Below are 9,030 nucleotides of genomic sequence, written 5' to 3' on the forward strand. Positions count from 1 at the left end.
GGAAAAAATAAAATAGCTGTTTTGGTGGGCGTTATATATCAAAAGGCTTATTGCTCTCTATTGATAACAGCGATTTTAAATTACTTAAGATCGTATCAGAAACCACGTAAACAAATGAGCGAGGACGACTGTACAGATTGAAAAAGTGCGCCACATGGATATTGGCGAGCCTGTTTTATTATGATGTTATCGCAAAACAGCATCGTTAATAGCACTTGCTGCCCGGCGCAGTGGCATCAGCCAAAGTGATGATGAAACTACGAAAATGCGCCTGTTTGGCGAAAATGACATCGCTTTCCAGATCAAGGATGATATGTTTGATTTTGGCACGGATGATGTCGGTAAACCAGTAGGTATCATTATCAAAGAAAAGGTTTACTGCCCATGTGCGTTAAAAAAATAACTGCGATGCTACTGGAAAAAAGTTATCAACTTGGTAAAGAACCATAATGACGAGCCGGAAAAATTGCCGCCATCATTAAATTTGTTAATGTTACCAGAACGCAATACCGAAACCCAAATGAAGAAGCCGGGACAAGCTTTACGTCACCTGCCTGCCTGGCAGCGACTCGCCTTGCTTGGGTTAGAGCAATTGGTGACCTTTACGACAGAAAGAGACAAGTAATGGTAGCGAACTTTTATTTATAGGCGGATTTTTGATCTTCATTTTTTAATGATGGCTATTGACACAGGCTTATTTGGCAATTCAAGCAAACCGGTAGCTTAGAAGCAGGCCGGGATTATGAGCCGTTGGGTGTCTGTGCTTGGCTTTTATGCGCTAATACTAAGCTTTGGTCTTTGCCGCATAATGATAGCTTCGCCGCTTTAAAGGAGATCAATATAAACACCTGCCTGGCAGTACAATTAACTCTAGCGCTTTGAAGGTGAATTGGCCCTATATCATAAACCACGGGCCTTGGTTTATTACCGGTTATGTAGTTGAGTATGCCCTTTCGGTTGATAATATTTTGTGATGGTATTGATATTTACGCTTTTGGTGTTGATAAAGATATTATCTGGAGGTATTACTCTGGGGGATAATTGGCGCGGTGGTAATGCGTTTCCTATTCATATTTGTCGGGGCGGCGTTAACCAGAAAGAGTTTCATTGGATCCTGTACCTGTTTGGGGCGTTCTGTTTATACAGGTATAACTATGTTGTAAACCGCAACGGGGGAAGAAGATAGACCCCAGCCATACGGTTGTTAAGCTGGCTTCTAAATATTTTTCCGTTGCCGCAGTTTGAAGGCAGCAAATTCTTTCATTAAAATAGATAGGAAGGTTTATTACCCCTTTGTTCGGTGCTGTGTAGTATCGAGGTTACCGACTTGTTTTTTCGCGGTCGATTCTATCCCAGCTATATTCTCGATCACAAAGGACCGCTTGCCATGCTTATTCTTTCAACATGTTATTCGCCATTATGGGCCCTGCGCTCTTATGTTCTTCCTACTGGTTAATATTATCGATAAGTTCCACTACCTTAAAGTTGGGTTGGCTGCCTTGCTGTTTCATAGGCCTGAAAATGCTGTTAGCTAATTACGTCGACCAGATAGGGTTGACTACGGAGCCCGGTCATTATTAATAATACTTGGCATTTTGGTAATGGTGTAGTTGCATCGCTAATGTTCCCCAAGAACAAAGCAACGCATAAATAGCAATCAACATGGATGATAACAAAACCCGGTCTGTTCCCTCTTTATTTGAATGGGCAGGTGGTATGCCCATGTTTGAGCAGTTGTTTAACCTATTTTATGATAAGGTAGCTGATGATATTTTAGAGCCGGTATTTAAGCATATGTCGCCACAGCACCGGCTACGTACATTTTGTGCCGAAGGTTTTGTTGGCCCAGAAACTATATGAAAGTGAAGAAGCCATTTTCAAATGATCCAAAAACACACGGCTGGCACCTTAGCAGCATAAAACGCTGGATGGGTTGTTATTAGAAACAGCCGATGAACTACAATTACCTGATGACCTGAGTTCCGCTCTGCACATGGCTTACACGGAATGGGGAACCCGCATTGCTGTACTTAATTCGAATTTAGATAATGTAGATGAAGACCCAACATGCCCATGCCAAAATGGGATTGGGAGGGCGTACCGGGCGGGCCATATATGGGGTGAGGATAAATAACATCTGCATGTCAAAGAGATAAGCGATCTCAAATCTCCTGTCCCAAAATCTCACATCTAAATATTAACTTCGTGAATGCACAGTTTAGATCTCAGCCGCTTTTAAAATAACACCGCTTGGCGTTTTAGACATCCTGCTGGTAGCTTTTATAATATACCAGCTTATAACCTGGTACGCGGCACCATAGCGGTAATATCCTGTTGGGACTGGGTGTGATCTATGTGCTTTATTTTGTGGTGAGCAACCTGCATATGCCGGTGCTTACTAAAATATTGGGTTATTTTAAAGATGCTAGCTTAATTATCATTATTGTAGTTTTTCAGACAAGAGATAAGGCGCTTTTTACTGTTGGTGGGTAAGAATGCATCACTGCAGCGCAATAAAGCCTGGTGGCGCTATTTCTTCAGGAAAGTGCAGGGATGAGAAAAACAGCAACTATGCCCGTATTAAACCCATTATTGATGCCTGTAAGATATTAAAAACAGTCCCCGCACCGGTAAACATAGTTTTTCGCTAAATATTACGACGAGCAATTTTACCAGAATAGCTGCGAAGTGATGGATGCTAAAATCTCTAAACGATTATGGAAAAAAAAAAAAAACCAGCCCGCTGCATGACGGCGCGGTAGTAATTGCTGAGAACAAAATTAAATCGGCCAGTTGTATTTTGCCGTTGACGGATATAGTTGACCTGCCAGCTCAGTTTGGCTTGCGCCACCGGGCCGGCATTGGTGTTACCGAGGCTAACGAGGCCACATCATCATATCCGAAGAAACCGGCGAGATCAGCTACGCCAAACAGGGCAAAAGTTAAATGAACATCGCTTCGCCGAATTGGAAAAACTATTGAATAAAGATTTTTCTATTTAACACTAAGGGCGAACTTCAACGCCATCCACAACCTTTTAGGCGATACTGTTGGATAATATACCCGTGGTTGCGTTTTCCTACTATCGGCATTGTGTACGCTGTCTGTCAGTTTGCACAATAGGCATACGCGGATCTGTATTTGCCGGTTTGGCAATGAGCATACGGTCTGGATTAATCGCGGTAGTATTTTAGTAATTGATTTACGCCAACATTTTCATACACGGTTACTGTAGATGGTTTATAATCAACTGTATCTGCTGTTAGATTTGGTCATTTTCCCTCAAACAATTCTGCATTGAGTTTGATTTAATAGTGTTAATTGATTGGGATTTCTGGGTGCAAACATTGCCAGCCGGTTTTATTTGTATTGGTAAGTAATGATTTTTTTGAAGAAGGGGTGGTGCTTGTACGCTGTGCATTTACCACTATAGCGCCGCTTAGCATAAGTCCAGGGTTGCAAATAATCTTTCATAATGCATAAGGTATATACTAAGTTAATAACACAAAGTATTGTCTCTCTAATTATTTAACATTTTTAACACTGGGCTAAGCTGATTTTAAAGCCATATTGCAATTTTTCCGTTACATTCTGGCATATAAATTATTTTCTCGCCAACTTTAACCTATAAAGTTTGTGTAAGCAATGTTAGCCTCAAAAGTTAAATTTCTGCTGTTTATTGCCATGCTTATGTTTGTGGCCAACCATTTTAGGTTTAGCTTGCTGCCAACGCTATTTTAAGGCGCAGCAACCGTGTAGTCAAAACATACTGGTAGAATGTTTGTAAGCGAAAGCTGGAGTTTAGCAAAAAACAGCAGTACCAGTTATAAAATGAAAGCGAAACTGGCTAACCCCGGTTTGCCGGTGGTTACACTTTTGCTTTTGAACTTATGTGCAATATTGCCTTTGTTGCTACGGCAAGTAAAAACTATTACGGTAGCTTGCTGGCAGCAATAACTTACAGTCTTTACCTATACCTGCTTGAGTGGTAAGCTAAACTAATAATAGTTGTCGCATTCTAGCGACAGCGGCGGCAGAGGCTCGATGAGCAGTAAATCATCAGTTAACGCTTGCAAACCTGAGTGACTACGGTGCAGCTTACTTGTATGGCTGCGCCTGTGGTGATTACCAGCATCCACCAATATTCAGCGCAATTGTCAAATCAGGTGGTCAGCCGTTGCCAAAAGCGGCCTGCGCCCTGGTGTTGACACCAGTATTGAGCCGAGGCAGAACTATCCAGCCCGACTTAATTACATAGAGCTGGATAACCAGTTAACAGGTAATTACAGCTATCTGCCATCGCTACCTCGTCGATGGCATCACCGTAGCCCAGTAGCACCGACTATGAAGGCAATCAGTGTCGAAACCGCCACCGGCGGTTTACGCTCGTCCTTCGTACGGCCGGGGCCTCGACAAACCACCTGAAAATATGAAACATGCTGGCAGCACGTCGTAGAGTGAACATGCAGAGCTGAAGATGTATTAGTAGAAGGCAGAACCAGTTAGAACTCGCGCTACCAGTTGGCCTAGCTATCGGCGGCTACTTACAGTTATTGCCTTAAGGATTACCTAAGCATCCAATCGCGCAACATCCAGCTGGTATAAGCAAATTTTGCCTGCGCGTAATCGCTTTCGGCACGGTAAAAGCTGTATTTACTGCAGCATTTAGAGGCAATGATATCTGTAAGCCCGCTGCTTATAAAGCGATAGCTTTTGACGATACAGGTGCATTGGCGGCCTTTAGCTGATTGGGAATCTCCTTATCAAACCATAGTGCCGTATATTCTACATCGACCGGGTTAATGCTCAATGCAAGCGCCGTCCGCTGTTCATCCAGCCTCTTTCGGCATCCTGGTAGCGTTTTTTGTGTGCGTAAAGGCCTGCGGCGCAGGTCGAACAGGTTGTATGATACGCCAACACCCACTAAAATAATTATTCCTGTCAAAACCCCAGCCATTGCTTAACGGACCAAAGTTTCGCTCGCTTGAGGCTGGGGTTTTCAACCAGTATTTTAGTTGTGTTGGCTTCTTCATACAACCTCGCGTTCGCGGCTGTTTTGCAGCAGAGTTTTATAGCCGTTGATGTAGGATGATCGATCGTATCGGCAGTTAACAACAAGTTACTGCGTTTGATTGAGTAAGCAGTTTTACACCAGCCAAAGCTATCGGGCACTATGGTTTGATAAGGAAGTCGCTGATGGCAGATAGCTGTAATTGCACCGTTTTAATCCGGTTATCCAGCTATCATGTAATTAAGTCGGGCTTTAAATAGTTCTGCCTCGGCAATACTGGTGTCAACACTGTGGCGCAGGCCGCTTTTGGCAAGCGACTGTATTGACCGCCTGATTTGTTGATTGCGCTGGATGTTGCGCGATTAAATGCTTAAGGTAATCCTGCAGGCGTAATAACTGTAAGTAGCCGCCAATAGTATAGGTTTGCAACTGGTACCCGCGAGCGTTGAAACTGGTTCTGCTCTACTAATAATCAGAGCTCGCTACTTTATTTTGCGCCGCGTAAGCCCCAGTTATCTCCCCAATCCAGCGGCAATATCTGTTACCCAATGCGGTGCTGGTATTAGTTTGGGCACGCACTCCGCTTGAATTTGACGGTACAATACCAAACCCGAAATAGCCGCCGGCTACGTTATTGTTAGTACCCACATCGGCCTGGTAATTTAGTTTAAGGTTTGGCAGCCAGTTGTTGTGTACCTCATTGGCCTTGGCCATTTTAATGTTTACAGCTAATGAGTCTGCCAGCAGCGCGGGTGCCTTTTGGTTTACATTATTTAGCAACACCTTTAAGCTTAGGGGTGTGGGTTGCTGCGCATAAGCAGCCATCATGCAAAAGCACAACACTGCCATGCACTTGTACTTTAAATAGTGCATTATTAAATGTTTAAATTAATTTTTATAAATGGAATTACACCGCATACATCAGCCGTAATGTATGCACAATTAAGAAGATTGCAGAGTATTATTAAAATCTGTTAGCTTACCACTAAGCAGGTATAGTGGTTGCGGCGGGCAAAGACCGTAAGTTATTGCTGCCAGCAAGCTACCGGTAATAGTTTTTACTTGCCGCAGTACCAATGGCAATATTGTGCATAAGGCAAAAGCAAAAAGTGTAACCACCGGCAAACCGGGGGTTAGCCAGTTTCGCTTTCATTTTGGCGGGGTTGTACTCGCTGTTTTCGTTAAACTCCAGCTTTCGCTTAGCAAATGATTTTACCAGTATGTTTTGACTACACGGTTGCTGCGCCTTAAAAATAGCGTTGGCAGCGCAAGCTAAAACCTAAAAATGGTTTAGCCACAAACATAAGCATGGCAATAAACAGCAGAAATTTAACTTTGAGGCTAACATTGCTTACACAAAACGTATTTATAGGTTAAAGTTGGGCGAGAAATAATTTATATGCCAGAATGTAACGAAAAATTGCATATGGCTTTAAAATCAGCTTAGCCAATTGTTAAAAATGTTAAATAATTAGGGAACAATACTTTGTGTTATTAACTTAGTATATACCTTATGCATTATGAAAAGATTATTTGCAACCCCGTTATAAGCAGCGGCGCTATAGTGGTAAATGCACAGCGTACAAGCACCACCCTTCTTCAAAAATCATTACTTACCAATACAAATAAACCGGCTGGCAATGTTTGCACCTGCAATCCCAATCAATTAACACTATTAAAATCAAAACCCAATGCAGAATTGTTTGGAAAAAATGACCAAACTAACAGCAGATACAGTTGATTATAAACCATCTACAGTAACCGTGTATGAAAATGTTAGCGTAAATCAATTACTAAATACTACCGCTGCGATTAATCCAGACCGTATGCCTATTGCCAAACCGGCAAATACAGATCCGCGTATGCCTATTGTGCAAACTGACAGGACAGCGTACACAATGCCGATAGTAGGGAAAAACGCAACCACGGGTATATTATCCAACAGTATCGCCTAAAAGGTTGTGGATGGCGTTGAAGTTCGCCCCTTAGTGTTAAATAGAAAAATCTTTATTCAATAGTTTTTCCAATTCGGCGAAGCTGATGTTCATTTTTAACTTTGCCCCGTTTGGCGTAGCTGATCTCGCCGGTTTCTTCGGATATGATGATCGCCAGGCCTCGTTAGCCTCGGTAACACCAATGCCGGCCCGGTGGCGCAAGCCAAACTGAGCTGGCAGGTCAACCTATCCGTCAACGGCAAAATACAACTGGCCGATTTAATTTTGTTCTCAGTAATTACTACCGCGCCGTCATGCAGCGGGCTGGTTTTTGAAGATGCTTTCCAATAATCGTTTAGAGATTTAGCATCCATCACGTAAGCTATTCTGGTAAAATTGCTCGTCGTAATATTTAGCGAAAACTATCAGCGCACCGGTGCGGGTTTGTTTTAATATCTTACAGGCATCAATAATGGGTTTAATACGGGCATAGTTGCTTTTCTCATCCTGCACTTTCCCCGAAGAAATAGCGCCACCGTGCTTTATTGCGCTGCAGTGATGCATTCTTACCACCAACAGTAAAAAGCGCCTTATCTCTTTGCTGAAAAAACTACAATAATGATAATTAAGCTAGCATCTTTAAAATAACCCAATATTTTAGTAAGCACCGGCATATGCAAGTTGCTCACCACAAAATAAAGCACATAGATCACACCCAGTCCCAACAGGATATTTACCGCTATGGTGCCGCGTACCGTAAAGCTATAAGCCCGGTATATTATAAAAGCTACCAGCAGGATGTCTAAAACGCCAAGCGGTGTTATTTTTTAAAAAGGCTGAGATCTAAACTGTGCATTCACGAAGTTAATATTTAGATGTGAGATTTGGGACAGGAGATTTGAGATCGCTTATCTCTTTGACATGCAGATGTTATTTATCCTCCACTTACCCCATATGGCCAAGCCCGGTAATACGCCCCATCCCATTTTGGCATGGGCATGTTTGGGTCTTCATCTACATTATCTAAATTCGAATTGGGCACAGCAATGCGGGTTCCCCATTCCGTAAGCCATAAATGCAGAGCGGAACTCAGGGTCATCAGGTAATTGTAGTTCATCGGCTGTTTCTAATAACAACTCCATCCAGCGTTTTCGGTGCTGCTGGGTTATGTTTAGCCGTGTGTTTTTTGGACTATTTGGAAATGGCTTCCTTCACTTTCGCTATATAGTTTCGGGCCACCAAAAACCTCGGCAACAAAATAAAAGCATGTGTAGCCGGTGCTGTGGCGACATATGCTTAAATACCGGCTCTAAAATATCATCAGCTAATACCTTATCATAAAATAGGTTAAACAATCATGCTCAAACATGGGCGACATACTACCACCTGCCCATTCAAATAAAGAGGGAACAGACTGGGTTTTGTTATCATCCAATGTTGATTAAGTTATTTATGCGTGTTGCTTTGTTCTTGGGGAACATTAGCGATGCAACTACACTGACAATAAAAATGCCAAGTATTATTAATAATGACTGGCCCGTAGTCAACCCTATCTGGTCGACGCAATTAGCTAATAGCATTTTCAGGGCCTATGAAAGCCAGCAAGGCAGCCAACCCAACTTTAAGGTAGTGGAACTTATCGATAATATTAACCAGTAGGAAGAACATAGAGCGCAGGCCCATAATGGCGAATATGTTAGAAAAGAATACGATATAAGGGTCCTTGTGATCGAGAATATATAGCTGATAGAATCGACCGCGAAAACAAGGTCGGTAACTCGATAATTAATAGCACTGAACGTAAAGGGTAATAAACTTTTTCCTATCTATTTTAACAAAGAATTTGCTGCCTTCAAACTGCGGGTGTTGAAAAATATTTAGAAGCCAGCTTAACAACCGTATGGTTTTCGGGGTCTATCTTCTTCTTCCTCAAGGTGGTTTACAAACATAGTTATACCTGTATTGTCCGTGAACGCCTCCCAAACAGGTACAGGATCCAATGAAACTCTTCTATTAACGCCGCCCCGACAAATATGAATAGGAAACGCATTAAATACCACCGCGCCAATTATCCCCCAGAGTAAT

General features: G+C 42.5%; 15 protein-coding genes and 2 pseudogenes. 7 read left to right on the forward strand and 10 right to left on the reverse strand.

The window, feature by feature from the left end; translation table 11 throughout:
• Nucleotides 1-199 precede the first annotated feature (199 nt).
• The 6 genes and pseudogenes from HK413_RS14135 to HK413_RS21685 form a co-directional block, all read left to right on the forward strand.
• A pseudogene (locus HK413_RS14135) lies at nt 200-403 on the forward strand (hypothetical protein); the annotation flags it as partial.
• Between the two features lie 30 nt (nt 404-433).
• On the forward strand, nt 434-625 hold the full coding sequence (locus tag HK413_RS14140) for a hypothetical protein (protein ID WP_175270585.1): 192 nt from the start codon (nt 434-436) through the stop codon (nt 623-625).
• A gap of 757 nt (nt 626-1,382) precedes the next feature.
• Nucleotides 1,383-1,535, forward strand: a complete 153-nt coding sequence (locus HK413_RS22525) for a hypothetical protein (RefSeq protein WP_394353196.1) — start codon at nt 1,383-1,385, stop codon at nt 1,533-1,535.
• A gap of 127 nt (nt 1,536-1,662) precedes the next feature.
• The gene (locus HK413_RS15700) at nt 1,663-1,860 is read left to right on the forward strand and encodes a globin family protein (protein WP_217452339.1); all 198 of its coding nucleotides are present in this window, start codon (nt 1,663-1,665) and stop codon (nt 1,858-1,860) included.
• Between the two features lie 474 nt (nt 1,861-2,334).
• A complete protein-coding gene (locus HK413_RS21680) occupies nt 2,335-2,493 on the forward strand; it encodes a hypothetical protein (protein WP_317169629.1) in 159 nt (52 codons plus the stop codon).
• 202 nt (nt 2,494-2,695) lie between these two features.
• Entirely contained in the window at nt 2,696-2,950 is a 255-nt protein-coding gene (locus HK413_RS21685; protein ID WP_317169630.1) for a DNA integrity scanning protein DisA nucleotide-binding domain protein, read from the forward strand.
• A gap of 1,746 nt (nt 2,951-4,696) precedes the next feature.
• On the opposite strand, the gene HK413_RS14160 is transcribed toward HK413_RS21685, so the two are convergent.
• From HK413_RS14160 to HK413_RS14170, 3 genes are all read right to left on the reverse strand, one after another.
• Entirely contained in the window at nt 4,697-4,957 is a 261-nt protein-coding gene (locus HK413_RS14160) for a hypothetical protein (protein ID WP_175270587.1), read from the reverse strand.
• A complete protein-coding gene (locus HK413_RS14165; RefSeq protein WP_175270588.1) occupies nt 4,942-5,172 on the reverse strand; it encodes a hypothetical protein in 231 nt (76 codons plus the stop codon). Before HK413_RS14165 ends, HK413_RS14160 begins: the two co-directional genes overlap by 16 nt.
• 304 nt (nt 5,173-5,476) lie before the next feature.
• Nucleotides 5,477-5,884: a hypothetical protein gene (locus HK413_RS14170; RefSeq protein WP_217452341.1), complete on the reverse strand. Its 408-nt coding sequence runs from the start codon at nt 5,882-5,884 to the stop codon at nt 5,477-5,479.
• Between the two features lie 818 nt (nt 5,885-6,702).
• Between HK413_RS14170 and HK413_RS14175 the strand changes: the two genes are divergently transcribed.
• Entirely contained in the window at nt 6,703-6,966 is a 264-nt protein-coding gene (locus HK413_RS14175) for a hypothetical protein (protein ID WP_175270590.1), read from the forward strand.
• Between the two features lie 36 nt (nt 6,967-7,002).
• Here HK413_RS14175 and HK413_RS18780 read toward each other — a convergent pair whose 3' ends face one another.
• The 7 genes and pseudogenes from HK413_RS18780 to HK413_RS18805 all read right to left on the reverse strand — a co-directional run.
• Complete coding sequence (locus HK413_RS18780) at nt 7,003-7,167, reverse strand: hypothetical protein (protein ID WP_246230598.1); 165 nt, start codon at nt 7,165-7,167, stop codon at nt 7,003-7,005.
• 83 nt (nt 7,168-7,250) lie between these two features.
• Nucleotides 7,251-7,319: pseudogene (locus HK413_RS22530) on the reverse strand (hypothetical protein); the annotation flags it as partial.
• Nucleotides 7,309-7,521 (reverse strand): hypothetical protein, encoded by a 213-nt coding sequence (locus tag HK413_RS18790; protein ID WP_246230593.1) that lies wholly within the window; start codon nt 7,519-7,521, stop codon nt 7,309-7,311. The pseudogene HK413_RS22530 and the gene HK413_RS18790, both read right to left, overlap by 11 nt.
• A 14-nt stretch (nt 7,522-7,535) precedes the next feature.
• Nucleotides 7,536-7,769 (reverse strand): hypothetical protein, encoded by a 234-nt coding sequence (locus tag HK413_RS18795; RefSeq protein WP_317169633.1) that lies wholly within the window; start codon nt 7,767-7,769, stop codon nt 7,536-7,538.
• 110 nt (nt 7,770-7,879) lie between these two features.
• Nucleotides 7,880-8,062 carry a hypothetical protein gene (locus HK413_RS15705; RefSeq protein WP_217452342.1) on the reverse strand — a complete coding sequence of 61 codons (183 nt, stop codon included), beginning with the start codon at nt 8,060-8,062 and terminating at the stop codon, nt 7,880-7,882.
• A 449-nt stretch (nt 8,063-8,511) separates the two neighbouring features.
• Nucleotides 8,512-8,628 (reverse strand): hypothetical protein, encoded by a 117-nt coding sequence (locus HK413_RS18800; RefSeq protein WP_317169632.1) that lies wholly within the window; start codon nt 8,626-8,628, stop codon nt 8,512-8,514.
• 206 nt (nt 8,629-8,834) lie between these two features.
• Nucleotides 8,835-9,030 (reverse strand): hypothetical protein (locus tag HK413_RS18805; protein WP_246230594.1); only part of this gene is annotated, 196 nt, incomplete at its 5' end.

The organism is Mucilaginibacter humi (genome assembly GCF_013087555.1).